26 protein-coding genes are annotated in these 24,647 nt (G+C 61.8%); 18 read left to right on the forward strand and 8 right to left on the reverse strand.

Features of this window, described 5'->3' with window-relative positions:
* Positions 1 to 100: 100 nt before the first annotated feature.
* Positions 101 to 559: a hypothetical protein gene (locus ABNP46_RS10420; RefSeq protein WP_349922286.1), complete on the reverse strand. Its 459-nt coding sequence runs from the start codon at positions 557 to 559 to the stop codon at positions 101 to 103.
* Positions 560 to 842: 283 nt separating this feature from the next.
* Here ABNP46_RS10420 and ccoN point away from each other — a divergent pair, with 283 nt between their 5' ends.
* The 11 genes from ccoN (at position 843) to ttcA (ending at position 11,059) form a co-directional block, all read left to right on the forward strand.
* Positions 843 to 2,267 (forward strand): cytochrome-c oxidase, cbb3-type subunit I, encoded by a 1,425-nt coding sequence (gene ccoN, locus ABNP46_RS10425; RefSeq protein ID WP_349922287.1) that lies wholly within the window; start codon positions 843 to 845, stop codon positions 2,265 to 2,267.
* Between the two features lie 16 nt (positions 2,268 to 2,283).
* Entirely contained in the window at positions 2,284 to 2,898 is a 615-nt protein-coding gene (gene ccoO / locus ABNP46_RS10430; protein ID WP_349922288.1) for a cytochrome-c oxidase, cbb3-type subunit II, read from the forward strand.
* A gap of 10 nt (positions 2,899 to 2,908) precedes the next feature.
* A complete protein-coding gene (locus ABNP46_RS10435) occupies positions 2,909 to 3,088 on the forward strand; it encodes a cbb3-type cytochrome oxidase subunit 3 (protein WP_349922289.1) in 180 nt (59 codons plus the stop codon).
* The gene (gene ccoP, locus ABNP46_RS10440) at positions 3,088 to 4,077 is read left to right on the forward strand and encodes a cytochrome-c oxidase, cbb3-type subunit III (RefSeq protein WP_349922290.1); all 990 of its coding nucleotides are present in this window, start codon (positions 3,088 to 3,090) and stop codon (positions 4,075 to 4,077) included. The genes ABNP46_RS10435 and ccoP overlap by 1 nt, the downstream gene beginning before the upstream one ends.
* 118 nt (positions 4,078 to 4,195) lie before the next feature.
* Positions 4,196 to 4,684 carry a FixH family protein gene (locus tag ABNP46_RS10445; RefSeq protein WP_349922291.1) on the forward strand — a complete coding sequence of 163 codons (489 nt, stop codon included), beginning with the start codon at positions 4,196 to 4,198 and terminating at the stop codon, positions 4,682 to 4,684.
* A 76-nt stretch (positions 4,685 to 4,760) separates the two neighbouring features.
* Positions 4,761 to 7,163 carry a heavy metal translocating P-type ATPase gene (locus ABNP46_RS10450; protein ID WP_349922292.1) on the forward strand — a complete coding sequence of 801 codons (2,403 nt, stop codon included), beginning with the start codon at positions 4,761 to 4,763 and terminating at the stop codon, positions 7,161 to 7,163.
* Between the two features lie 128 nt (positions 7,164 to 7,291).
* Entirely contained in the window at positions 7,292 to 7,501 is a 210-nt protein-coding gene (gene ccoS, locus ABNP46_RS10455; RefSeq protein WP_349922293.1) for a cbb3-type cytochrome oxidase assembly protein CcoS, read from the forward strand.
* Positions 7,485 to 8,171, forward strand: coding sequence for a sulfite exporter TauE/SafE family protein (locus ABNP46_RS10460; protein WP_349922294.1), 687 nt, complete (start codon positions 7,485 to 7,487; stop codon positions 8,169 to 8,171). The genes ccoS and ABNP46_RS10460 overlap by 17 nt, the downstream gene beginning before the upstream one ends.
* A gap of 68 nt (positions 8,172 to 8,239) precedes the next feature.
* Positions 8,240 to 8,995, forward strand: coding sequence for an FNR family transcription factor (locus ABNP46_RS10465; protein WP_349922295.1), 756 nt, complete (start codon positions 8,240 to 8,242; stop codon positions 8,993 to 8,995).
* A 140-nt stretch (positions 8,996 to 9,135) separates the two neighbouring features.
* On the forward strand, positions 9,136 to 10,083 hold the full coding sequence (gene uspE / locus ABNP46_RS10470; protein WP_349922296.1) for a universal stress protein UspE: 948 nt from the start codon (positions 9,136 to 9,138) through the stop codon (positions 10,081 to 10,083).
* A gap of 67 nt (positions 10,084 to 10,150) precedes the next feature.
* Positions 10,151 to 11,059 (forward strand): tRNA 2-thiocytidine(32) synthetase TtcA, encoded by a 909-nt coding sequence (ttcA, locus tag ABNP46_RS10475; protein ID WP_349922297.1) that lies wholly within the window; start codon positions 10,151 to 10,153, stop codon positions 11,057 to 11,059.
* A gap of 69 nt (positions 11,060 to 11,128) precedes the next feature.
* Here ttcA and ABNP46_RS10480 read toward each other — a convergent pair whose 3' ends face one another.
* Together ABNP46_RS10480 and ABNP46_RS10485 are read right to left on the reverse strand one after the other, a co-directional pair.
* Complete coding sequence (locus ABNP46_RS10480) at positions 11,129 to 11,797, reverse strand: DUF2987 domain-containing protein (RefSeq protein WP_349922298.1); 669 nt, start codon at positions 11,795 to 11,797, stop codon at positions 11,129 to 11,131.
* A 25-nt stretch (positions 11,798 to 11,822) separates the two neighbouring features.
* A complete protein-coding gene (locus ABNP46_RS10485) occupies positions 11,823 to 12,575 on the reverse strand; it encodes a hypothetical protein (protein ID WP_349922300.1) in 753 nt (250 codons plus the stop codon).
* A 293-nt stretch (positions 12,576 to 12,868) separates the two neighbouring features.
* Here ABNP46_RS10485 and ABNP46_RS10490 point away from each other — a divergent pair, with 293 nt between their 5' ends.
* The 7 genes from ABNP46_RS10490 to ABNP46_RS10520 all read left to right on the forward strand — a co-directional run bounded on the left by ABNP46_RS10490 (position 12,869) and on the right by ABNP46_RS10520 (position 19,649).
* On the forward strand, positions 12,869 to 13,486 hold the full coding sequence (locus tag ABNP46_RS10490) for a glutathione S-transferase family protein (RefSeq protein ID WP_349922302.1): 618 nt from the start codon (positions 12,869 to 12,871) through the stop codon (positions 13,484 to 13,486).
* Positions 13,487 to 13,682: 196 nt separating this feature from the next.
* On the forward strand, positions 13,683 to 14,102 hold the full coding sequence (gene rbsD / locus ABNP46_RS10495; protein ID WP_349922304.1) for a D-ribose pyranase: 420 nt from the start codon (positions 13,683 to 13,685) through the stop codon (positions 14,100 to 14,102).
* A 32-nt stretch (positions 14,103 to 14,134) separates the two neighbouring features.
* A complete protein-coding gene (gene rbsA / locus ABNP46_RS10500; RefSeq protein ID WP_349922306.1) occupies positions 14,135 to 15,709 on the forward strand; it encodes a ribose ABC transporter ATP-binding protein RbsA in 1,575 nt (524 codons plus the stop codon).
* The gene (gene rbsC, locus ABNP46_RS10505; RefSeq protein WP_349922308.1) at positions 15,706 to 16,674 is read left to right on the forward strand and encodes a ribose ABC transporter permease; all 969 of its coding nucleotides are present in this window, start codon (positions 15,706 to 15,708) and stop codon (positions 16,672 to 16,674) included. Before rbsA ends, rbsC begins: the two co-directional genes overlap by 4 nt.
* A 34-nt stretch (positions 16,675 to 16,708) precedes the next feature.
* Positions 16,709 to 17,584 (forward strand): ribose ABC transporter substrate-binding protein RbsB, encoded by an 876-nt coding sequence (rbsB, locus tag ABNP46_RS10510; RefSeq protein ID WP_349922310.1) that lies wholly within the window; start codon positions 16,709 to 16,711, stop codon positions 17,582 to 17,584.
* Positions 17,585 to 17,706: 122 nt separating this feature from the next.
* On the forward strand, positions 17,707 to 18,639 hold the full coding sequence (gene rbsK / locus ABNP46_RS10515) for a ribokinase (protein WP_349922312.1): 933 nt from the start codon (positions 17,707 to 17,709) through the stop codon (positions 18,637 to 18,639).
* On the forward strand, positions 18,639 to 19,649 hold the full coding sequence (locus tag ABNP46_RS10520) for a substrate-binding domain-containing protein (protein ID WP_349922314.1): 1,011 nt from the start codon (positions 18,639 to 18,641) through the stop codon (positions 19,647 to 19,649). The genes rbsK and ABNP46_RS10520 overlap by 1 nt, the downstream gene beginning before the upstream one ends.
* Positions 19,650 to 19,743: 94 nt before the next feature.
* Here the strand turns inward: ABNP46_RS10520 and ABNP46_RS10525 are convergent, their stop codons facing one another.
* The 5 genes from ABNP46_RS10525 to ABNP46_RS10545 all read right to left on the reverse strand — a co-directional run bounded on the left by ABNP46_RS10525 (position 19,744) and on the right by ABNP46_RS10545 (position 24,646).
* The gene (locus ABNP46_RS10525; protein WP_349922316.1) at positions 19,744 to 21,387 is read right to left on the reverse strand and encodes a GGDEF domain-containing protein; all 1,644 of its coding nucleotides are present in this window, start codon (positions 21,385 to 21,387) and stop codon (positions 19,744 to 19,746) included.
* Entirely contained in the window at positions 21,384 to 21,860 is a 477-nt protein-coding gene (locus ABNP46_RS10530) for a hypothetical protein (protein WP_349922318.1), read from the reverse strand. Before ABNP46_RS10530 ends, ABNP46_RS10525 begins: the two co-directional genes overlap by 4 nt.
* Positions 21,861 to 21,946: 86 nt before the next feature.
* Entirely contained in the window at positions 21,947 to 22,720 is a 774-nt protein-coding gene (gene cobB, locus ABNP46_RS10535; RefSeq protein WP_349922320.1) for a Sir2 family NAD+-dependent deacetylase, read from the reverse strand.
* Between the two features lie 70 nt (positions 22,721 to 22,790).
* Positions 22,791 to 23,405, reverse strand: a complete 615-nt coding sequence (locus ABNP46_RS10540; RefSeq protein WP_349922322.1) for a GNAT family N-acetyltransferase — start codon at positions 23,403 to 23,405, stop codon at positions 22,791 to 22,793.
* A complete protein-coding gene (locus tag ABNP46_RS10545) occupies positions 23,402 to 24,646 on the reverse strand; it encodes a response regulator (protein WP_349922324.1) in 1,245 nt (414 codons plus the stop codon). The genes ABNP46_RS10540 and ABNP46_RS10545 overlap by 4 nt, the downstream gene beginning before the upstream one ends.
* Position 24,647 lies beyond the last annotated feature (1 nt).

Consider the following 24,647-nt stretch of genomic DNA (forward strand, 5'->3'; position numbering starts at 1 on the left):
ACTTCACTCCTTGATAATGAATGCAAGGTACAGTCCCACCTGAAAAATTCAAATCAAATTTCATCTATCCCCCCTTATAAGCCTCAAACAAGCCACTGCTTCAGCGGGAGACGGAGAGCGCCAACTGCTGGCGTTGACCATTGCTCCACTCGATATTGAGCAGCCAGGTCATGGTTGCCGAGGTGCAGGAACCCACCTGGGCCGTCCCCTGCCATCCCCCCTCGCCAGCCTCGAATTGCACGGGGATGCGGCCCATGAACATCTCCTTTCCCTCGAGCCAGGCCTGAGTCGGACTAATGGCAGGATCCCCCCCCTGAAGACGTAGGCTAAAGTCATGTTCAGCCTTGATCGGCAGGTTGACGACACTGGCAGAGAGGGGCTTGTCTCCGATAATAAGCGCACAGGCACTGTGGGATAGATCACAAATCTGATCATTTCCCCCCTCAGAATCAGCCCCGTGTGGAGACCAAAACCAGGTCCGATAAGTCATCAGGGCGAGCAAAATGGCCAACACCAGCACCAAGTGCCCAAATTTGCGTGAAGTGAGTCTCTCTTTCATGAAAAAACAACCTTGTAAGGTACGTAAAAAATGCCATTTTCGTGATCTCGCGCAAGGTAAAAAACTGGCGGCGGTGAGACCCGTCAGAGCCAAATATATCACTGTTTGTACTGTTATTTTACCGGTCAGTTCAGTATCATTCCCAATGAATTTTCATTTATCCACATTTTGCTTTTCCTTTTATTAACAAAAGTTAACGAGCGGAAGTCGGCAAATCTGGAATGAAAATGGTCCTCATTTCCGGACAAAAAACAAACAACAGCATCGGAAGCGGAATACAACGATGAGCCACACTACGAACCATCCTGAGTACAACTACACCGTTGTACGTCAGTTCACCGTCATGACGATTGTCTGGGGAATTGTCGGTATGTCGGTGGGCGTACTGATTGCAGCCCAGCTGATCTGGCCTGCCCTCAACTTTGACACCCCCTGGCTGACCTACAGCCGCCTGCGACCCCTGCACACCAACGCGGTTATCTTCGCCTTTGGTTGCAGTGCCTTGATGGCCACCTCCTTCTATGTGGTACAGCGCACCTGCCAGACCCGGTTGTTTGGTGGCAAGCTTGCCTCCTTCGTGTTCTGGGGCTGGCAGGCGATCATCCTCTCGGCCGCCATCTCGCTGCCGCTGGGATACACCACCTCCAAGGAGTACGCCGAGCTGGAGTGGCCCATCGACATCGCCATCACCGTGGTCTGGGTCGCCTACGCCGTGGTCTTCTTCGGTACCCTGGCCAAGCGCACCACCTCCCACATCTATGTGGCGAACTGGTTCTTCGGCGCCTTCATCATCACGGTGGCCGTGCTGCACATCGTCAACAACATGGAAGTGCCCCTCTCCGGCATGAAGTCCTACTCCATGTACTCCGGTGCCATGGATGCCATGGTGCAGTGGTGGTATGGCCACAACGCGGTGGGCTTCCTGCTGACCGCCGGTTTCCTCGGCATGATGTACTACTTCGTGCCCAAGCAGGCGGGCCGTCCGGTCTACTCCTATCGCCTCTCCATCGTGCACTTCTGGGCGCTGATCTCCCTCTACATATGGGCCGGTCCGCACCACCTGCACTACACGGCGCTGCCCGACTGGGCACAGTCCCTCGGCATGGTGATGTCTCTCATCCTGTTCGTTCCCTCCTGGGGCGGCATGATCAACGGCATCATGACCCTGTCCGGTGCCTGGCACAAACTGCGCTATGACCCCATCCTGCGCTTCCTGATCGTCTCCCTGTCGTTCTACGGCATGTCCACCTTCGAAGGCCCCATGATGGCCATCAAGACGGTCAACGCCCTCTCCCACTACACCGACTGGACCATAGGTCACGTTCACTCCGGTGCTCTGGGCTGGGTCGCCATGGTATCCATCGGCGCCGTGTATCACCTGATCCCGAACCTGTTTGATCAGGGCCGCATGTACAGCATCAAGCTCATCAACGTCCACTTCTGGCTGGCGACCGTGGGCACCGTGCTCTACATCGTCTCCATGTGGATTTCCGGTGTGATGCAGGGTCTGATGTGGCGTGCGGTCAACGACGACGGCACCCTGACCTACAGCTTCGTGGAAGCCCTGCAGGCCTCTTACCCCTTCTACTTCGTGCGCTTCCTGGGTGGCTGCTTCTTCGTCACCGGCATGTTGCTGATGGCCTACAACGCCTATCGCACCATCACTGCGCCCAAGGGTTCCCTGGAACCCGTCGCACAGCCAGCCTGATTGAAGAGGTCACGCCATGAGCAACAATAACCGTCACGAAATATTTGAAAAAAGCGTTCCCATGCTGGTGGTCGGCATCATCTTTGCCATCAGCCTGGGGGGCCTGGTCGAAATCACCCCCCTGTTCTTCCAGAAGCAGACCACGGAGCCGGTGGAGGGCCTCAAGCCCTACACCGCCCTGCAGATGGAAGGGCGCGATATTTTCATCCGCGAAGGCTGCAACGTCTGCCACAGCCAGATGATCCGTCCGTTCCGCGCCGAGACCGAGCGCTACGGCCACTACTCGGTCGCCGGTGAAAGCGTCTGGGAGCACCCCTTCCTGTGGGGCTCCAAGCGTACCGGGCCGGATCTGGCCCGGGTCGGCGGCCGCTACTCCGATGACTGGCACCGTGCCCACCTCATCAACCCGCGGGACGTGGTGCCCGAGTCCAACATGCCCGGCTTCCCCTGGCTCGAGACCAACGTCCTGAGCGGCGAGCTGACCGGCAAGAAGCTGGCCCTGTTCCGGGATCACTTCGGCGTGCCCTATACCGACGCCGACATCGCAGGTGCCGGTGAGGCGGTGAAGGGCAAGACAGAGCTCGACGCCCTGGTCGCTTATCTGCAATCACTGGGTCATGCCCTGAAATAAGGAGGCGGAAATGGATTACGGTACATTTCGCGGCCTGTACACCCTGCTGCTGCTGATCATCATGATCGCCATCATCGTCTGGGCCTACAGCAAGCGCCGCAAGGCCTCCTTCGATGAGGCCGCCAACCTGGTTTTTGCCGATGATGAGCAACCCAGTGCTGATAACAAGAACGCAGGAGCGAAGCAATAATGAGCACTCTGTTTAGCATTTTTGTCACCGTGATAAGTCTGGGCACCATCATCGGCTGCTTCCTGCTGCTGCTCTGGTGCATGAAGGACAAGCTGGGAACCGAAGAAGGCAAGCCCATGGGGCACACCTTCGACGGCATCGAGGAGATCAACAACCCGCTGCCCAAGTGGTGGTCCTACATGTTCATCTTCTTCATCGTCACCGGCCTCATCTACTTGCTCGCCTTCCCGGGCCTGGGCAACTGGAAGGGTCTGCTGGGCTGGCAGAGCTCGAACCAGGACGTCCGCTCCCTGGCCGAGTCCAAGGCGGCGGCGGCCTCCGCCAAGGCCGAGGGGCGCGCGGTCGAGTACGATCGGGAGCTCGCCAAGGCCGATGAGGTCTATGGTGCCAAGTTCCGCGAGCTGGCCTACCAGGCTGACGGCAAGAGCTATCGCCCCATCGAGGAGATCGCCGCCGATCCGGAAGCCCGCAAGGTGGGTCAGCGCCTGTTCCTGCAAAACTGCTCCCAGTGCCACGGCTCCGATGCCCGCGGTGGTCGCGGTTTCCCGAACCTGACCGACAGCGAATGGCAGTGGGGCGGGGCGCCTGAGCAGATCAAGACCACCATCATGGGCGGTCGTCAGGGGGTCATGGCCGCCTGGGGCGAGATCCTGGGTCAGGATGGGGTGAAGGAGGTGGCCTCCTATGTATTGAGCCTCTCCGGTCGCAAGGTGGATCTGGTGGAAGCCAAGAAGGGCGAGGCACGCTTTGCCATCTGTGCCGCCTGTCACGGCCCGGATGCCAAGGGCGGCATCGCCTTCGGCGCACCGGATCTCACCAACAACACCTGGCTCTACGGTGGCTCCCGTCAGGTGGTCGAGCAGACCATCACCCACGGGCGTCACGGGGTCATGCCGGCCTGGAAGGACATCCTCGGGGAAGACAAGGTGCAACTGCTGGCATCCTATGTCTACAGCCTGTCTCACAACGAGGGACAAAAAGCGCAGTAACATGTGATAAGCACGTGATTACGCAGCAAAAAGCCTCGACTCTTCGGGGCTTTTTGTTATCTTGTGTTGGCTAAAACCCCTCCATTCGTTAAGCGTACGTTTCACGGCAGTAGCAACTATGACTCAACCCTGGTATCGCCAATTCTGGCCCTGGTTCATCATCGCCCTCCCCTGCGCCGCCGTGGTCGGCAGCATCGCAACCGCCATCATCGCCAGCAAGGATGGGGTCAACCTGGTGGCCGAGGACTATTACAAGCAGGGCAAGGAGATCAATCAGGATCTCAGCAAGTTTGATCGCGCCGAGGCGTTGGGCATCCGCATCGCCCTCGAGGTCAAGGGCAGCGAGCTGACCCTGAAGCCGCTCTCCGGCGATGTGCCGCCCGGTCAGGCCCTGCATGTATCCCTCTTTCATCCCACTCTGGCAGGTCATGACAGCGAACATCTGGTGACCGCCGATGGCAAGGGCGTCTATCGCCTGATGCTGGACAAGCCCATCACCGGCAAATGGCACATCCGGGTCGATGCCTTCAACCACGAGTGGCGCCTGCAAGAGACGGTACATCTGCCGACCGGGGCGGCCGTCGAGCTCGATCCCAAGGGGCGTTGATGCCCCCTGATCGGCCGTCCTGGACGAGTCGGCCTGCTTCCCAGACACCCCGCCCGCTCCCAAGGAGGGATACACCATGACCGGCTGTTTTCACTGCGGTGAACCGGTTCCCACTGGCAGTGATTATGCCCTCGAGATCAAGGGTATAGTGCAACCCATGTGCTGCCCCGGCTGCCAGGCCGTGGCGCAGACCATCCTCGAATGCGGCCTTGCCAGCTATTACGAACACCGTACCGCTCCCGGCATCAAGGGGGAACTGGTACCGAGCGAACTGGCCGCCATGACCCACTACGATCTGGCAGAGGTGCAGCAGGATTTCGTGGTGGAAACTGGCTCAGGCAGTCAGAAACTTCGCGAAATCCAGCTCAGCGTAGAGGGTCTCACCTGCGCCGCCTGTGCCTGGTTGATTGAACGCCACCTGATGGGGCTCCCCGGCCTGCATTATGTGAACGTCAACACCACCACCCACCGCGCCCGCATCAAATGGGACCCCGACAAACTCTCCTTGAGCGACATCCTCAAGGGTTTCGCCAAGATTGGTTATCGCGCCTACCCCTTCCAGACCCATCAACAGGAAGCCCTCTACGCCCGCGAGGTCCGCAGCTACATGTTTCGCATGGCGCTGGCGGGCCTCGGGTCCATGCAGGTGATGATGTGCGCGGTGGCGCTCTACATGGACTTCTTCATCAGCGTCGAGGAGGAGTTCATGATCTATTTCAAGTGGATAAGCCTCTTGCTCTCGACTCCCATCATGATCTACTCCGCCCAGCCATTCTACGTGGGGGCCTGGCGCGCCCTGAAGCAGGGCCACCTCTCCATGGATGTGTCAGTATCGCTGGCGCTGATCGGTGCCTTCGTCGCCTCCATCTGGGCCACCGTCTTCAACACCGGTGAGGTCTATTACGACTCCATCACCATGTTCGTCTTCTTCCTGCTGCTGGGGCGTTTGCTCGAGCTGCGCGCCAGGCGCAAGGCATCGGAGTCGAGTTCCAACCTGGCGCGGCTGGTACCCATCATGGCGACCCGCATCGATGACGACGGGGAACACGACGTCGCCGCCAAGACCCTGCGCACAGGCGACAGGGTGCGGGTGCTGGCGGGCGCCACCCTGCCCGCCGACGGCATCATAGTGACGGGGAACGCCAGTCTGGATGAATCCATGTTGACCGGCGAGCAGCTCCCCCTGCTCAAGCAAGCGGGAGAGCCCGTCTTCGCCGGCACCATCAACACCGATGCGCCGCTGGAGATCCGGGTCAGCCATCCCATCGAGGAGTCTCGCCTCGCCCAGATCATGCGCCTGCAGGATCATGCGCTGGACGACAAGCCTGCCATCGCCGAGCTGGCGGATGTGCTCTCCCGCCACTTTATCCTGGTGTTGCTGGTGATCGCCGCCGGGGTATGGACCTTCTGGCACTTCCACGCCCCCGCGCGCGCCTTCTGGATCACCCTGGCAGTGCTGGTGGCGACCTGCCCCTGCGCTCTGTCGCTGGCCACCCCCACGGCGCTCACCTCGGCCACCGCCCATCTTACCCGCAGCGGCATACTGTTGCGCCGTGGCCATGTGCTGGACATTTTGACCCGTGCCAACCGGGTAGTGATGGACAAGACGGGTACCCTGACCACGGGGGACATCCGCCTTGTCAGCACCCGGGCACTGGCCGGGCTTGACGATGCCGAATGCCTCGCCATCGCCCGCACCCTGGAGGCCTATTCCGAACACCCCATCGCTCGTGCCTTCAAGCGCGCCGCCCCCGCCGACATTCTGCTGACGGCGAGCGAGGTGACCCCTGTCATCGGTCACGGCATCCAGGGCGTGATTGCCGGCACCCAGTACAGGATTGGCAGTGCCCGCTGGCTGGGTTTGAGTGACGACCATGGCCAGGCGCCGCAGGAGAGCGGCCTTGTCATCTACCTAGCCGACGAGCACGGATTGCTGGCTCGCTTCACCCTGGCCGATACGCTGCGCACAGATGCCAAGGCACTCATCGCCGCCTTCCGGGATGCCGGCCTCAAAACCACCATACTGACGGGCGATGGCTCGGCCGCCGCCGACGAGGTGGCACGGGAGCTCGGGGTGGATGAACTCATCAAGGGGGCGACACCGGATGGCAAGCTCGCTTATCTCAAGGGGCGTGAAGCGGCCGGGGAGATCAGCATCATGGTGGGGGATGGCATCAACGATGCGCCCGTGCTGGCCGGGGCCCATGCTTCTTTTGCCATGGCGGGGGGCACGGATCTGGCCAAGAACAGTGCCGACGCCATCTTGCTGGCGGACGATCTCTCCCGCCTGCTGGCGGCCCGCACCCTGGCGCTGCGCACCCGCAAGATCATCAAGGAGAACTTCGCCTGGTCCATCGGCTACAACCTGCTGGTGCTGCCGCTGGCGGCGAGCGGCTGGCTTCCCCCCTACCTGGCGGCGGCGGGCATGTCGTTGAGCTCCCTCATAGTGGTCACCAACTCCATGCGGCTCAACCGCTGATCCCGCCCCTTGAGTGAACGGCCTGCCAGGGGGCGGGCCAGATTTTCTGACAGATGGCGGCTGGCGCCGGGCCCGAACGGGGTTAACATGGACCAGCCACCACGGGCACACTTGCCAAGGTAGAGACCATGAACATCATCTTTGTCCTCATCCCCATCGCCATCCTGTTCGTCATCATCGCCGGGGTCGTCTTCTTCTGGGCCATCCGCTCCGAGCAGTTCGAGGATCTCGACCGGCAGGGCTCCAACATCCTGTTCGATGAGGAGCAACCGCTCGCCAAGGCTGAAGACAAGGAGCCAGAGGACGAGAGCAAGGGGCACCATGACCAGCAGCCTTGATCTGATGGGGGCCCTGCTGGTGGGGCTGGCGGGATCCGGCCACTGCATCGCCATGTGCGGCGGGGTCTCGGCGGCGCTCTCCATGGCGATCCCCCCGAAGAGCCAGCACTTCTGGGGGCGGCTCGGCTACCTGCTCAATTACAACCTCGGCCGGATCCTGAGCTACGTCATCGCGGGGGCGCTGGTGGGGGGGCTGCTGGCCAGTGTCGGCGAGCTCGGTGCCGGCAAACAGGCCATTGCCGGGCTGAGACTGATGGCGGCGCTCTTGATGATAGCGCTCGGCCTCTATCTCGCGGGCTGGTGGCAGGGCATTCTGCTGCTTGAGCGCATGGGGGGGAAGCTTTGGCCACATATCAAGCCGCTGGCCAGCAGATTCCTCCCCTTCCACTCCCCCGTACAAGCCCTTCCCTTTGGCATGGTATGGGGCTGGCTGCCCTGTGGTCTGGTCTACTCCATGTTGACCTGGAGTGCGGCCGCGGGCTCTGCCACGGGTGGGGCTCTCATCATGCTCTTCTTCGGCCTCGGCACCCTGCCGACCCTGTTTGCGTTGGGAGGTCTGGCCGATCGCCTTCGCTACTGGCTGACCCTGCGCAGTCTGCGCCTCGGCGGCGCCCTGCTACTCATCGCTTACGGCCTGCACACCCTCTGGATCGGGATCACATCCTTTTGAAACCCTATCCAAAACGGATGAGTTGGTGGTAAACTTGTTTGATATAAATCAATTATTCATTTGAGCCTATGATCCCGGACAAGAAACCTGGCAGACGTATTCAGAGCGGTGGCTGTGCAATTCATTGCCAGGATTGCAGCATCAGCCAGCTCTGCATCCCCTTCACCCTGAACGACAACGAACTCGATCAGCTCGACAGCATCATCGAGCGCAAGAAGCCGATCCAGAAGGGTGAAGAACTGTTCAAGGCTGGCGACGAGCTGAAATCGCTCTATGCCATCCGCTCCGGGACCATCAAGTCTTATACCATCACCGAGCAGGGGGACGAGCAGATCACCGCCTTCCACCTCGCCGGCGATCTGGTCGGTTTTGATGCCATCCACAAGCAGGCTCACCCCTCCTTCGCCCAGGCGCTGGAAACCGCCATGGTGTGCGAGATCCCGTTCGATGTGCTGGACGACCTCTCCGGCAAGATGCCCAAGCTCCGCCAGCAGATCATGCGGCTGATGAGCAACGAGATCATGGGGGATCAGGAGATGATCCTGCTGCTCTCCAAGAAAAATGCCGAAGAGCGTCTCGCCGCCTTCCTGCACAACCTGTCGGTCCGCTTCTCCGAGCGCGGTTTCTCCGCCAAGGAGTTCCGCCTCTCCATGACCCGTGGCGACATCGGCAACTATCTCGGCCTCACCGTCGAGACCATCAGCCGTCTGCTCGGCCGCTTCCAGAAGTCCGGTCTCATCAGCGTCAAGGGCAAGTACATCACCGTACTGGACCACGTGGCTCTCGGCATCATGGCCGGTGCAACCCGCCCCGCCTGCGGCTGATCCTCCTCCTCAAATCGTTCTCGGCCGGGTCTGTTCGCCCCGAATTTTGATCCGGCCCACCTTATTGCACCTCCCCTTGGACTAAGCTGTAAAGGCTAAAGAGCTGCCATCATTGGCGTTTTTTGCCAAGGAGGAGAACCATGGTCAAATACCGAAACATTCTGGTGGTGATCAACCCCGAAGAGGAGCGCCAGATCGCCCTCGAACGTGCGGTCAAGGTCGCCGAGCTGGACGAGGGTGCCCAGCTGACCCTGCTGCTGACCATCTACGACTTCTCATACGAGATGACTGCCATGCTGTCGGTGGATGAGCGTGAGGAGATGCGCCACGGTGTACTCTCCCAGCGCCGGGAATGGCTGGAAGAGATACTGCAGCCCTATCGTGCCAGAGGGCTGGAGTGCGAAGTCAAGGTGATGTGGCACAACCGTCCGTTTGAGTGCGTCATCCAGGAGGTGCTCTCCCAGCGCCACGATTTGGTGGTCAAGGCGACCCACAAACACTCCTTCCTGCAGACCTTCATCTTCACCCCCACCGATTGGCACCTGCTGCGCAAATGCCCCTGCCCGGTGCTGCTGGTGAAAGAGGGCCATTGGCAGCGTGATGGCAACATCATCGCCGCCATCAACTGCTCGAGCGACGATGTGGAGCAGAAGGTGCTCAACGAGCGCATCACCCGCGAGGGGGCCGCCATCGCCGATCTGCTCGGCTCCAACCTCTACCTGGTCAATACCTACCCGGGCACCCCGGTCAACGTGGCCATCGAGCTGCCCGAATTTGATCCCAACGCCTACAACGACGCCATCCGCAAACATCACGAGGATCTGCTGCGCGAGCATGCGGAGCAGTTCGGGATTGGTCACATGTGGACCCGTGTCGCAGAAGGGTTGCCCGAGGAGGTTCTGCCCGACATGGCCGACAGCCTCAAGTCCACCCTGATGATCATGGGCTGCGTCGGTCGTACCGGCCTGTCCGCTGCCCTGCTCGGCAATACCGCCGAACACGTGGTCGATCGGCTCAACTGCGACATCCTCATCCTCAAACCGGACGATTACAGCTGCCCGGTGGATGACAGACGCCATCCGACATAAGCGTTTCTTGCCCTCCCCCGGGACATGGCTATAATAAGCCGCTTATTTTTGTCCCGGGTTTGAGGCCATGCTAGAAGAGCTTAACGCCAAAGAGAAATACAGTTTCAACAAGCTGCAGAAACGCCTGCGGCGCAATGTGGGCCAGGCCATCGCCGACTTCAACATGATTGAAGATGGCGACAAGATCATGGTGTGCCTGTCTGGCGGCAAGGACAGCTTCGCCATGCTGGACATCCTGATGAGTCTCAAGGCCAGCGCTCCCATCCATTTCGATCTCGTGGCCGTGAACCTGGATCAGAAGCAACCCGGCTTCCCCGAGCACGTGCTACCCGAGTATCTGGCGACCCTGGGCGTCGATTTCAGGATCGTCGAGGAAGACACCTATTCCATCGTGAAAGACAAGGTGCCGGAGGGCAAGACCACTTGCGCCCTCTGCTCCCGCCTGCGTCGCGGCATCCTCTACCGGACCGCCCAGGAGCTCGGCTGCACCAAGATTGCCCTCGGCCATCACAGGGACGACATCCTGGAGACCCTGTTCCTCAACATGTTCTACGGCGGCAAGCTGAAATCCATGCCCCCCAAACTGGTGAGCGACGATGGCAAGAACGTGGTGATCCGCCCGCTGGCCTACTGCAAGGAGAAGGATCTCGTGCGCTACGCCGAGGTCAAGGCCTTCCCCATCATTCCCTGCAACCTGTGCGGCTCCCAGGAGAACCTGCAGCGCAAGGCCATCAAGCAGATGATGCAGGATTGGGATCGCCGCTTCCCCGGCCGTATCGAGACCATGTTCACCGCCATTCAGGACGTGATCCCGAGCCACCTGCTCGATCACAAGCTGTTTGACTTCAAGAGCATCAATCGCGACTCCGGCATCATAGACGGCGGTGACAAGGCGTTCGATCCCCCCGAGCTGCCCACGGCGCCCCTGCTCAACATCGACGAGATGGATGTGCTGGATGTGATCGAGGTGCGCTAAGCCCTCATCCCACGAGCAACAAAAAAGGAGCGCCTTGCGCTCCTTTTTCATGTCTCATTTTCCCAAGGTTCAGCCCTGATGCAGCCAGGGGGTCAGCCGCAAGACCTCACCATCGAGCTGCAGCTTGCCACTGGCAAAGTCGGCTAGCTGGTCATTGCTGAGCAGCAGTTGCCCATCCTGCCACGGCAGCGCCAACCGGCGATCCCCTTCACTCAGATAGGCGGTGCCGCTTGGGCTGACCAGGCTGATGCGCACCCCTTCCATCTTCGGCAGGAAGTGCTTGCCGATCATGCCCGCCAGCTTGTCCAGCAAGGCCTGCATCTGCTGCTGGCGCACCAGGAGTTCCTTCACCCGCAACCCTTTTGGGGCGTCCGCCATCACCTGCACCGAGAGATCGCAGCGCTCGTGAGGTTCCCCCAGTTCGACCCAGACGCTGGCCTTGTCGAGGTTGAGATCGTCGTCATAGGGCAGACGCAGCTCGCCATCCACCGTCACCTCGGCGGGCACTTCACGCTCCGGCGTCGATACACGAGCCGATAGCAGGGTGCAGCGCTGGCTGTTTTGTGGATCGGTCAGATAAAAACCGAGGCGGGCATCGCCAAAATCCCCTCTGGCAGCCGTCTTCATCTGGCTGTAGAAGGTGGCGTATTGCAGCTCGAGTGGCTGCGAGGGCTGCGCCAGCCCGAGTGCCGGTATGAGCAGCAAAGTGACCGCGAGGCCGGCATCGATCTTTTTCATCTGCAATCCTTTTGCCATGCGCCCATCAGGCGTTGAAATGATCCGGCCCCTGCGGGGTGTTCTGCTCCCCCACCTCGGTCACCTCGACGGCGACCCCGCACAGATCCCGATAGAGGATCCCCTTGCAGTTGAAGTAGAGAGGGGCCACCCAGATGAGGCCAATTCCCATGGGGATAAGGGCCACGAAGAAGAGCGCCAGCATGACGCCATGCAGCAACACTATGCTGGGCCAACCACGGGCGAACAGCTTGAGGGAAACCAGGATGGCCTGGGCGGGCGACAAGCCGCGCTCCAGCACCAGGGGCACGGTAAACACCAGCCCCATGCCGACCAGGGCCGAGGGGATGAAAGCCAGCATCACCGGCAGGCCCACCAGTTCGAACAGGGGACCAAACAGGCTGGTGATGAGGCTGCCCAGCAGACTCAGGCTCCCCAGGCGCAGGAAGTGGCGGAAGAAATCGAACACCTGGTTCGGCCGGGCACGAACCCCGACGGATTGCTGCAAGCCCAGCATGTCGAGGGACGAGGTCATGGGGGACATGATGACGGTGATGAGCAGGCTCAGCACCAGCGCCATGTCCATGTCACCCTCAGCCCCCATATGGGAACTCAGCAGGGTCTGGCTCAGCAGGATCCAGATCGCCATGACACCCGCGATGGCCAGCGCCAGACCGAAGCCGGTGCGACGGGTCTGTTGCCAGCCCTCTTTCAGCACCCCTTGCAGGTCCAGACGATATCCCTGGCTGAGGGACTGTTCGAGGGTTCCACCGATCCGCATTTTATTACTCAATTGACTATCCAACATCGAAAGCGACTATCAAGGTGGCACATTATAGCGATTTGACCGGGCATGCGTAGCCGTTTTTCCTGTTATCTTCTGTTCAGAAAGCCATTGATTTCACGCCATATCGTTTAGTTTTTCCAAACAAGATCCCGGCTATCCTTTCTCTTCTCGCCCCTTCTGTCCCTACTCGCTTGGCCCTCGCACGACATGGGGGTAGGATGCCCAAGACGCCCAGGAGATCCCCGGGTGCCCTCTCCCTGCCACACCGTTAGCTTGAGGATCTTTGCATGTCAGAACTGACCCTGTATCTCACCCCCGGCACCTGTGCCATGGCCGTGCGCATCGCGCTGGTGGAGGCCAATGCCCCGCATCAGCTCAAGCTCGTCGACTTCGCCGCCGGCGAGCAGCGCTCCCCCGAATATCTGGCCATCAACCCCAAGGGACGGGTACCGGCCCTGGTCACCGAACGCGGCGTGCTGACCGAGACACCGGCTCTGCTGCTCTATGTGGCCCAGCGCTTCCCGGCCGCCGGGCTCGCCCCCCTTGACGATCCCTTCCTGCTGGCCCGCATGCAGGAGGTCAACAGCTTCCTCGCCTCCACCGTACACGTCGCCCACGCCCATGGCCGGCGCGCGGCCCGCTGGGCCGATGATGAGCAGGCCATCATTGCCATGCAGGCCAAGATGCCGCAAAACATGCGCGACGGCTTCGCCCAGATAGAAAACCACTACCTCACCGGCCCCTGGGTACTGGGGGAGCAGTTCAGCCTGGCCGACATCTATCTGTACGTGGTGGCGAGCTGGCTCAAGAGCGACGGCGTCGACATCGAAACCTTCCCCAGGGTGGCAGACCATACCCGGCGGATGCTGGCCCGCCCGACCGTGCAGCAGGCACTGCTCATTTGACCCTCAGGCCGGCAGCAAGCCGGCCTGTTTATTGCCCAATCCCCCTTCGCATTGAGATCGTTTTCACATTTTCATCACGGTTTTCTAGACCCGTTAACCATTAGGGCCTATCTTCCACCCCATAACGCAACCGGTTGCGTAACCGGTTGCCCAGCCAAATGCGCGAGGCGAAAGCCCAAGCCTGATGAGGTGCAGTATGAAACGAGGCAAATTGCTCAATGCCCCCCTGAGTGCCCTGGTGGCACAGATGGGCCACACCGACGAGATCACCGTCTGCGACGCCGGCCTGCCCATTCCGGCCGGTCCCGAGCGCATCGATCTGGCGCTGATGGCGGGCATTCCCAGCCTCGATACCGTACTGGGAGCCCTGCTCACCGATCTGGTGGTGGAGAAGGTGATCATGGCAAGCGAGATCAAGCTGACAAGCCCCGCCACCCATCAGGCCCTGCTCCTGCAGATTGAGCAGCATGCCAACGCCCAGGGCAAGCCCATCGCCATCGAATACTGCCTGCACGAGGCGTTCAAGACCCGCTCCCGCCAGAGCAAGGCCATCGTGCGCAGCGGCGAGGTCACCCCGTACGCCAATCTCATTCTCTGCGCCGGCGTGGCGTTTTGAGCCCTCGAACAAGCCATCCAAAGGAAGCTGTCATGAACACAACCTCCTCGGCCCCCTCACCCGCCACCGGCCACGACAGCGTCGCCGACCAAGTCCTCAGCCCCATTTTGGAGCTCAGTGGCATCGTCAAGACCTTCCCCGGGGTGCGCGCCCTCGACGAGGCGGGTCTGCGGGTCTATCCGGGCCAGGTGATGGCCCTGCTCGGTGAGAACGGCGCCGGCAAGTCGACCCTGATGAAGGTGCTCACCGGCATCTATCAGGCCGATGCGGGCAGCATTCAATACCGTGGCCAACCGGTTCACTTCAAGGGACCGCGCGACTCCCAGGATCAGGGGATCAGCATCATCCACCAGGAGCTAAACCTGCTGCCGGAATTGTCAATTGCCGCCAACATCTTCCTCGGCCGTGAGCCGCGCACCCGCTTTGGCAACATCGATCACCAGCAACTGCGCGAACGTGCCAGTGGCCTGCTGGCGCGCCTCGGGGTCAAGCACGGCCCGGACACCCGGCTCGGGGATCTCTCCATCGGCGAACAGCAGATGGTGGAGATCGCCAAGGCGCTGTCGTTCGATGCCAGCGTCATCATCATGGACGAGCCCACCGACGCTCTCACCGACACCGAGACCGAGCAGTTGTTTGCAGTCATTCGCGAGCTGCGCGAGCAGGGCTGCGGCATCGTCTACATCTCCCATCGCCTGAAAGAGATCTTCCAGATCTGCGATCAGGTCACCGTGCTGCGGGACGGCAAATGGATAGGTCAGAAGGCGGTGAGCGCCCTCGATGAAGACAAGATCATCGAGATGATGGTGGGCCGTCGACTGGAGGAGCAGTATCCGCGCCTCGAGCGCGAACTCGGCCCGGTCAGCCTGCAGGTGCGGGATCTGATGGGCCCCGGGGTGCGCGGAGTAAACTTCACCCTGCGCCAGGGAGAGATCCTGGGCTTCAGCGGCCTGATGGGATCCGGGCGCACCGAGCTGATGAAGCTCATCTATGGCGCCAACCTCATCAGCGCTGGCGAGATCACCGTGGATGGGCATCCCCTGCGCCCCCGCAGCCCCGCCGACGGCCTCAATGCCGGCATCGCCTACATCTCCGAGGATCGCAAGGGGGATGGTCTGGTGCTGGAGCTCTCGGTGCGGGAAAACATGAGCCTGTGCGCCCTCGACGAGTTCAACAAGGGTGGCAAGATTGACGGCAAGGCGGAGCGTCAGGCGGTGGCCGATTACGTGCGCCTGTTCAATATCAAGACCCCCAGCAGCGAGCAACTCATCAAGCTGCTCTCCGGCGGCAACCAGCAGAAGGTGGCCATCGCCAAGGGGCTGCTCACCCGTCCCAAGGTATTGATCCTGGACGAACCCACCCGCGGCGTGGACGTGGGGGCCAAGAAAGAGATCTACCAGCTCATCAACCAGTTCAAGAAGGAGGGGATGAGCATCATCCTGGTCTCCTCCGAGATGCCGGAAGTGCTCGGCATGAGCGACCGCATCCTGGTGATGCACGAAGGGCGCATCAGCGCAGAATTTAACACCCAGGACGCCAATCAGGAGAAACTGATGGCGGCCGCCGTGGGCAAACAGTGGCAAGCAGAGCAAGAGGCACAACGATGACAACCCAAACCCTTCCCCGCCGTGGTCTCATGAGCAAGGCGTGGTGGATAGAGAACAAATCCCTGGTCGCGCTGCTGGTACTGATCGGGGTGGTCTCCTTCCTGAGCCCGAACTTCTTCACCGCCGACAACCTGCTCAACATCCTGCGTCAGACCTCGGTCAACGCCATCATCGCCGTCGGCATGACCCTGGTCATCCTGACCGGTGGCATCGATCTCTCGGTGGGGTCCGTGCTGGCCCTGTGTGGCGCCCTGGCCGCGACCCTGGTCGCCATGGAGCTCCCCATCTGGCTGGTGGTCCCCCTCACCATCGGGGCCGGCGCCGTGCTCGGCAGCATCAGCGGCCTCATCATCGCCAAGGGCAAGGTGCAGGCCTTCATCGCCACCCTGGTGACCATGACAGCCCTGCGCGGGGTGACCATGGTCTACACCGAGGGGCGCCCCATCTCCACCGGTTTCAGCGATGGCGCCGATCACTTCGCCTGGCTCGGGACCGGTTACCTGTTCGGCCTACCCGCCCCCATCTGGCTGATGGCCATCGTCTTCCTGCTGGCCTGGTTCATGCTCAACCACACCCGCCTGGGTCGCTACATCTATGCCCTTGGTGGCAATGAATCCGCCACCCGCCTCTCCGGCATCAACGTGGACAGGGTCAAGCTCGCGGTCTATGGCCTCTGTGGCGCCCTCGCGGCCCTGGCTGGCCTCATCGTCACCTCACGACTGTCGTCGGCCCAGCCGACCGCCGGCATGGGGTATGAGCTGGACGCCATCGCCGCCGTGGTACTCGGCGGTACCAGCCTGATGGGCGGCAAGGGCCGGATCATGGGGACCCTCATCGGGGCGCTCATCATCGGCTTCCTCAACAACGCCCTGAACCTGCTCGACGTCTCCTCCTATTACCAGATGATTGCCAAGGCCAGCGTGATCCTGCTCGCCGTGATGATCGACAACAAAAGCACCCGATAAGAACGTTAACCACGCACACACAAGGAATGAAACGATGAAAAAGCTCAATACCCTGCTCGCCGCCGCCGTCATGTCCGTGCTGGGCACGGCCCACGCCGCCGACAACACCCTGGCCATGGTGGTCTCCACCCTCAACAACCCCTTCTTCGTCACCATGAAGGAAGGGGCGGAAGCCAAGGCCAAGGAGCTTGGCTACACCCTGGTGGTGCTGGACTCCCAGAATGACCCGGCCAAGGAGCTCTCCAACGTGGAAGATCTCACCGTGCGCAAGGTCGACGCCATCCTGATCAACCCCACCGACTCCGAAGCCGTGGGCAACGCCATCCGCCTGGCCAACAAGGCCAACATCCCGGTGCTGACCCTGGACCGCGGCGCCGCCCAGGGCGAGGTCAAGGCTCATATCGCCTCCGACAACGTGGCGGGTGGCAAGCTGGCCGGTGACTTCATCACCGAAAAGCTCGGTACCGGCGCCAAGGTGATCCAGCTCGAGGGGATCGCCGGCACCTCCGCCGCCCGTGACCGTGGCGAAGGCTTCGCCCTGGCGGTAGCCGCCAACAAGCTGCAGGTGCTGGCCTCCCAGCCTGCCGACTTTGACCGCACCAAGGGTCTGAACGTCATGGAAAACCTGATGGCCGCCCACCCGACCGTGCAGGCGGTGTTCGCCCAGAACGACGAAATGGCGCTCGGCGCCATCCGCGCCGTGCAAGCGGCAGGCAAAGAGGTGATGATCGTCGGCTTCGACGGCACCGATGATGGCAAGGCCGCCGTCGCCAAGGGTAAACTGGCCGCCACCGTGGCCCAGCAACCGGCCCTCATCGGCGCCATCGGTGTGGAAACCGCCGACAAGGTGCTCAAGGGTCAGCCGGTGGAGCAATCCATCCCGGTTCCCCTGCAGATCGTCAGCAAGTAAGTGCAAGAAGGGGGAGGCTCGCCTCCCCCGTGCAAGACCCGTATCAAGGGTGCTTTGCATCCCAGTGCCTCTTGGCTTGAGCCCCCTCAAGCCAAGATGTTCTAAACCAAGGGTGACTGAATATGAATCGTCTCGTTGTGCTCGGCAGTGTCAATGCGGACCATGTGCTGCGCGTCCCCCACTTCCCTCGTCCCGGTGAGACCCTGACCGGCCACGGATACAAGATAGTGCCCGGCGGCAAGGGGGCTAATCAGGCAGTCGCCGCCGCCCGGTTAGGAGCAGACGTCTCCTTTATCGCCCGGGTCGGGGATGATGCCATCGGTCGCCAGATGCGCGATGGCTTCGCCAACGACGGCATCGACGTGAGTGCGGTGGAACTCGACCAGACCCTCCCCACCGGCATCGCCATCATCTACGTGAGCGACGAAGGGGAGAACAGCATCGGTATCTCCGCCGAGGCCAACGGCGCCCTCTCCCCCGCCATGGTCAGGGAACACGAAGGCCTCATCGCCGCGGCCCACACCCTGCTGTTGCAGCTGGAAGTGCCGCTCGAAAGCGTACAGGAAGCCGCCCGGCTGGCCCGCGCCCACGGCACCCGGGTGGTGCTGAATCCGGCGCCCGCTCGCCCTCTCAGTGCCGAACTGCTGGCCCTGGTGGACCTCATCACCCCCAATCAGACCGAAGCCGAGCTGCTGACCGGCATCAAAGTGAAGGACGAGGCGAGCGCCCGCGAGGCGGCTCTTCGCTTCCATCAGATGGGCATTGCGGACGTGATGATCACGTTAGGCTCCCAGGGCGTGTATTGCAGCAACGAGGCGCGCCAGATGCTGGTGCCGGGCTTCCGGGTCGAGGCAGTGGATACCACTGCCGCGGGGGATACGTTCAACGGCGCCCTGCTGTCAGCAGAACTTGCAGGAGATGATTTCACTGCCGCGGTACGCTTTGCCCACGGCGCGGCGGCCCTCTCGGTCACCCGGCTCGGGGCCCAGAGCTCCATCCCCGCCAAGGCTGAGGTCGAGCGCTTCCTGCAAGCCCAGACGGCCCTGGGTCGCTGATGGCCAATATCAAGGAAGTCGCCGCCCGGGCCGGGGTCTCCACCACCACGGTGTCCCACGTCATCAACGAGACCCGTTTCGTGGCCGAGGAGACCCGGGAGCGGGTCTTCGCCGCCATGCAGGCTCTCAACTATGCCCCGAGCCTGGTGGCCCGCAGCCTCAAGGTGAAGGAGACCAACAGCATCGGCATGCTGGTCACCACCTCCAGCAACCCCTTCTTCGCCGAAGTGGTGCGCGGGGTGGAGCGCTACTGCTTCGAGCAGGGCTACAACCTGATGCTGGGCAACACCGAAGGAGAGGCCCACACTGCCCTCTCCTACCTCAAGATGATGCTCAGAAAGCGGGTCGATGGCCTGCTCATCATGTGCAGTGAAGGCCAGCAGGAGGTGTTCAATCAGCTCGACTGGCTCAAGAATCTGCCGGTGGTGGTAATGGACTGGGGCATGGAGAGCCGTGAAGTGGATCTCATCGCCGACAACTCCCATCAGGGAGGCTATCTGGCCACCCGCCATCTGCTGGCCCTCGGCCACCGTGACATCGGCTGCATCACGGGCCCGCACAACCGTGCCCCCGCCGATCAGCGTCTCGCCGGCTTCACCCAGGCGATGCAGGAGGCCGGGCTCACCATCAATCCGGCCTGGATCCAGGAGGGGGATTTTGATTGCGCCAGCGGTCACGACGCCATGGTGCGGCTGCTCAGCCAACCCAGTCGGCCGAGTGCCCTCTTCGTGTGCAACGACATGATGGCCATGGGGGTCATCAGCGCCGCCCATCAGGCGGGGCTCAGCATCCCGGCGGATCTCTCCCTGGTCGGCTATGACAACGTGGCTCTCGCCCAATACATGTCGCCGCCACTGACCACCGTCAATCAGCCCAAGGAGGAGCTGGGTCGCCTCGCCGTCACCCGCCTGCTGGCACGGATCAACGGTGAAGCCATCGACAACCGGCTGATCACCGTGGACCCGGATCTGGTGATCAGGTCATCCTGCGCCCCCTTCCCCCAGCCATGAGCCTTTGCAAACGCCAGGCATGAAAAAGGCGACCCTGGGTCGCCTTTGTCGTTTTCAATGCCCTGTTCACCCGCACGGCCGCTCGACTGGCCGTCTAGCCCATCAGTTCGTCCCATCTGGTGCCGACCCTGGCGTTGGCCAGCCGCCGCAACCCGAGTCGCTGGGCCAGGGGTTGCAACAGGATTTCGTGCTCCCCCATCATCGGCAGCCAATAACCCAGGGGCCAGCCCGCCTCCAGCAGATCCGGCGTGCGGCTGCCGAGTTCCCGCACCGCCAGCACGCAACCACTCTGTTGCAGCTTGGTCAGCAGTTCAGGTTCCTCGTACAGGGTGGGCAGCGCCAGGATCACGGCACCGCCCGGCAAGGGTGGCAAGCTGGCGAGCAGATGAGCCAGCTGTGCCTGCTGTTCCAGCGCCAGCAACAGTGGCAAGGGGCCGACGGCGTCCGTCAGGAGTCGTGATACCACGGGCCCCAGTATGCCCCGCTCCTGCATCCAGCTCATTTCACACGCCTGCTGCCCCGCACACCAGCGCAGGCGCATGGCCGCGATGCGCTGGCCCCGCTCGTCCTCGAGATCCTCAAACACGCTCTCAATGGGGGCAGGCCCCGTTCCCGCCAGCCAGTTGCGCAGTTGCTGCAACTGCTGCTGATCCCGCCTGAGCGCCATCTGCATGGCGGGCTGGAACCAGACGAGGGAGAGATTGTCCCGCTTGGCCTGATTGAGGGCCAGGATGGCCTGTTCCTGCAGCAGGTTCGCCTCTCCCCCCTGAGCCAGCGCCACCCCGAAGCGACAGGCAAGCTCGACGCTGCTCTCCCGGGTGACGAACTCGAACTGCAGGAGGTCTTGCAGATCTGCCAGCTGGGATGCCAGCAGTGACTCCTCCCCATGCAGGATCACCGCAAACTCATCCCCCCCCAGCCGATAGGCCCGATTGGGATGGGCTTGCCGCAACTTGGCCGCTACCGTCTGCAGCAGGCGATCACCGACCTGGTAGCCCAGCTGATCATTGACCTGCTTGAAGCGCTTGAGATCCAGCACCACCAGGGCCATGGCAGGGCTCTTGATGAGGCTCTGTCGCAACTGCCCCTGAAGGGCGCGGCGATTGCCGAGGCGCGTCATGGGATCCAGCAGGGAGAGACGGCGGTTTTGCAGGTTGGCGCGAATGAGGGCAAACACCAGGATACCCCCGGTCACCAGCAGCAGCAGTTGCCAGATCTGCAGCCAGAACAAGCTCTGGCGCAGCTTGTTGACCGACTCCTCCCGCTCCTGGCCGGAGAGGATCTGCTCCCCAATCTGTTCCACTTGCTGGGTCAGCGCCGCAATCCGGCTCTCAATCTGATCCAGGGCGGCATCATTTTGCAGCGCCCCGGCCTGCATCTGGGGCTCCAGTTGCTTCACCTGGGCAAACAGTTGCGCCAGCACCTCGCCAAGACCGTGGCGCGTCCGGGCATCGGCGGTTTCACTGCTGATGAGAAAGATATCCAGCCGGTTCCACAACAGGTCGTAATTCAGGCTCAGGGTCTCCATGTCGAGCCTGCCCGCCCGGTAGAGGCGCAGGTCAAACAGGAAGCGCTGGGACTCCAGCATGACCTGGCTGATATTCCAGTGCGTATTGCGATAGAAGATATCGACCAGCTGTTCATGGCGGTTCTGGAGGAAGAGCCCCCAGACCGACGAAAACAGAAAGAGCGAGGAGATGGCGACAAGCAGCAGATTATGGCGCTGGCGACGACTCACTGGACGACCTCGAGACGGATCAGCTGCCATACCATGTAGCTGTGGATGGTGGGCAGATCCAGCGCGGGGTAGGCGGAAAACGGCATCAGCAACCAGAGCGGCCCCTTGTTGCGACGGGTCAGCGGTTTGTCATCCTCAAAACGTGTGACGGTAAGAGGAATCCCGCTAAACAGGGAGAGATCCAGCCGTTGACGATAGCCATTGAGACCGATGACATCGATGATGCTCACCTGTTTGAGCCCCTGCGACGCGAGCAGGGAGGCCAGGGTCGGCCCCCGGTAGCTGTGCACCCCCGTGGTCCAGGGGGTGGCGGTCTTGAACTCCACCTCTGGCAATGCCGCCAGCGCCGCCTCATCCATGTTGACGACCGTTTTGTCAGCGAGGACCAGCTGCAGCAGGGGTGAAGAAGCCCCGGCACCGAATGAGATCAGTACCAACAGGAGACCTGCCATCCATTGTTTCAAGATATCCATGAGAGGTTGCGCCAGCTGCACCTGATACTTTAATGGTCAGTGTGGCGACTTCATCGAACCAATGCAACTGTGCAATGACACAATAGTCAGGGACCGCGCATCTCCATCCAGTTATGTCCCTGGACGGCCTTGGGCTGCTGTATCCCGAGGGCTTGCAGCAGCTCGTCCACGAAGGCTGGCACCAGTACAGAAGCCGGGCCATAGCGTTTCTCATCGAACTGGCTGCCCACCTCGCTCGGTTCCAGATTGAGTTCGATCGTATGGGCACCATTGAGCCCCGCCTCATGGACAAAGCCCGCCGCCGGATAAACGGCCCCCGAGGTGCCGATGGAAATGAAGAGATCGCACTGGGCCAGGGCGGCATAGATGCGATCCAGTCCCAATGGCATCTCTCCGAACCAGACCACATGGGGCCGCAAGGGCTGGGGAAACTGGCAGCAGGAGCAGAGCTCCTCCTGATGCAGATCCCCCCGCCACTCCACCACCTGACCCGATGCGGGACAACGGGCCTTGAGCAGTTCACCGTGCATGTGAATGAGGTTCTTGCTGCCCGCTTCTGCGTGCAGGTTGTCGATATTCTGGGTCACCAGCGTCACCCGGCCTGGCAACAAGCGCTCCAGACGGGCCAGGGCATAGTGGGCGGGGTTGGGGTGAATGTCGGCACTTTGCAGATGCTGGCGGCGGGCGTTGTAGAAACCCTGCACCAGAACGGGATCCCGGGCATAGCCTTCCGGGGTAGCGACATCCTCAACCCTGTGCTCTTCCCAGAGACCGTCACTGGCCCGGAAGGTCTTGATGCCGGACTCGGCCGAGATGCCGGCACCGGTGAGGATCACGATATGTTTGGCAGACTGCACCATGTTGATTTCCTCTGACGATGACCAGCAAACCTTAACACAGGGGACGAGTCCGGCCCATTCGCCCTTGGTCTTAGGCCCGATGGAGATCCAGCTTGCCGAGAACGCTCAAATCCAGGCGCACGAAAACCATCTCCCGTCCCGTCACCAGGGTCAGTGGCAATCCCAACCCCTTCAGCAGGCTCAGCATGGGGCGATTCTGACTCAGCACCTCGGCGGTCCACTCCCGGATCCCCTCCCCGTATGCCAGCAACGCCAGCGCCAGCAGGATGCGCCGACCCGCCCCTTGATGCTGGAAGTCATCCGCCACCACGCAGGAAAACTCTGCCCGATCCGGATGTCGTCGCCGCCGTATGGACTGCGCCAGCGCCAATGGCGCCCCATCGTTGTCCGTCAGCAGCAAGCCTATCTGGGTGTCCCTTGGGTAATCGATGAAGAAGGAGACCTGCTCGGCGCTTGGCTTCTGTCTGGGGCGCATGAAGCGCAGGTAAATTGTCTGCTCGCTAAGACGCTCGTAAGCGGCCACCAGCTGGACGGGATCCGCCCCCGCCAACTCCCGTAACCAGCAATCACGCGCACCCACCACCATCATGACCGGCAGGTCGCTGCGCCGCGCAGGATGCAGCCATCCGGTAAACCCGGCCAATAGCCGCGCCTCGTCCACTGGCCAGCAGAGATAGCGAGTCACCAGTGACCCGCGACGCCGCGCTCCTGCCACAAGGCCGCATCCTGCTGGTTGAAGGGATCATCAATATAGAGGCCGATACCGAGCTCTCTGGCGCGAGCGATGAAGCGATCCAGCAGGGAATCCGTCGCCATCGCCTCCAGTTCAGGCAACAGGTGGGGCCCCAGCAACAGGTAACGCAGAGGCAAGCGCTCCAACTCCTCGAAGGGCAGATGCTGACCATTGTCCAGCAGCAGCGCCAGCTGCCCCCCCGCCATGCTCGCCTGCAAGACCAGTGCGAAGCGATCCGCTCGGCTCAAGAGCTGATCCCGCTTGTGCACGATCAGGGTCAGTTCGTCGGCTCGCCGACCGTGCTGTTCCAGCCAGGTCTTGAGGGGATCCCAATGAGGTGGCACGCCACTCAGGGCCAGCCAGATGGGGGAATGGGTGGTGGCAGCATCCGCCATCAGGCTGATCTGGCCCAGCACCTCCTCCTGCCAGTTGCGGATGGTGCGCTTCAAGCCGTGTCGTCTGAGTGACTGGGCCGGCCCCAGATAGAGGGCCTTGAGCTGACGCAGCAGATCGCCGTGATTCAACGGTTTGGCGAGGGCCGCCAGCACGTTGAATCCCGCATCGTGGAGCAGGCGGCGAGCACCATCGATCAGCGTCTGATCGTGGCTGGAGAGCAGGATGATGGGCAGATGCTTGTATTGGGCGTGGCCCATCAACAGGCCGATGGCATCCTCCTCCCCCAGGCTGAGATCGCAGACCAGCAATCCCACCTCGTGCTTTGCCAGTACCTGCAGACAGGCGTCCCCATCTTGCACCCACTGGCAGGGCATCCCGAGAGACTGGATCTCCTGGGCAATGCAGGCCCCTTGAAACGGGTGGTCCTCGAGCAGCAAGACCGAGAGCCTCGCCAGCCAGTCACGCCAGCGCAGCTCCCGGGCCTGTAGTTCGGCCAGCCAGGGATCCGTCACGCGGTAGATCCCCTGCCCCTCGGCCATCAGCTGGGGCAGATAGGGTTGACCCTGGTGGGCCTCGGGCTCGAACAGGGCGATCGCGCTGGTGGTGAAGGCCCCCTCCCAGCGCCAGTGGATATCAGGCTGAGTACGGTGCAGGCTGGCATAATCCGGGATGCCCAGAGCCTTGGCGGCCTGGTATGACACGGCGTCGAGGGCATGAATGCTGACGGGGTGAAATGCCGGCTCCAGGTTCACATCGGACTCCAGCAGCGCTAATAACTCTTCCTCAGTGATGATCATC

Source organism: Aeromonas veronii (genome assembly GCF_040215105.1).
GTDB lineage: Bacteria > Pseudomonadota > Gammaproteobacteria > Enterobacterales > Aeromonadaceae > Aeromonas > Aeromonas veronii_G.